1 protein-coding gene is annotated in these 906 nt (G+C 77.8%); it reads right to left on the bottom strand.

The window, feature by feature from the left end; all coding sequences use genetic code 11:
• Positions 1 to 906, bottom strand: a 906-nt coding sequence (locus tag G3I53_RS16140) for an FAD-dependent oxidoreductase (protein ID WP_164438477.1), incomplete at both ends; no start/stop codon positions are given.

Raw genomic sequence — 906 nt, 5'->3', positions numbered from 1 at the left:
AGCAGGGCGGTGGCCGCGCGGCGGCCCGAGTACAGGGCGCCCTGCACCGTGCTGGTGTCCCGGTGGTCGCCGCACACGTACAGACCGGCCAGGAGCCGTACCGGCCGGCGCAGGTCGTGCGGGGCGCGCATGGCGGGGACGGCGTGCGGGGCGTGGTGCACGGCGAGCGTCTCCCAGCGGTTGGTGGACGTGCCGTACAGGCGGCTCAGGTGCATGCGGACGGCGGTGTCCACTTGGGCCGGGGGAGTGCCGAGCACCGTGGACGTGACCAGCGCGCGGCCGGCCGGAGCCCGCGACGGGTCGACCCGGCTGACCACGGCGGTGTGGGCGACCGGTCCGCCCCGGTCGGCGTCGAGGAGCAGGGCGGTGCCGGTGGCGGGCGGCTCGTCGGTCGCGTGGTGCACCACGGTCACCGGGTGGAAGTCCGGCACCCGCAGCCCCGGCAGCAGTTCCGCGGCGGAGCGTGCGTCGGTCGCGACGAGCACCGCGCGGCAGCGGAACTCGCCGTGTTCCGCGGTGGTCACCGAGGTGGTCGACACGGACGTGACCCGCACCCCGGTGTGCACGGTGCCCGGAGGCAGTCCGCGCAGCAGCAGGTCCGGCAGCGTCTCGGCGCCGCCCTCGGGCAGGCAGAGCCGTCCCCGGGCGAAGGCGCGCAGGGCGAGGTCGGCGCACCGGCTCGACGTGGTGAGGTCCGGGTCGCACAGCAGCGCCGCCAGCAGGGGGCGCAGGAAGCCGTCGATGGTGCGGGCCGGCAGGCCCCGCGCCACCAGCGCCTGGGCCGCTGTCAGTTCCGGGCGGGCCAGCAGCCGTTCCACGGGCGTGCCGGCGAGCCGGGTGAACGCGGCCCCGAGCCGGGCCTGGTCCACCGCCGTGCCCAGCGGGGCGCCGGTGCGGCTGCGGGGC

This window comes from Streptomyces sp. SID14436, assembly GCF_010548465.1.
In the GTDB taxonomy this organism is placed as follows: Bacteria; Actinomycetota; Actinomycetes; order Streptomycetales; family Streptomycetaceae; genus Streptomyces.
This window is presented reverse-complemented; position numbering and strand designations above follow the sequence as displayed.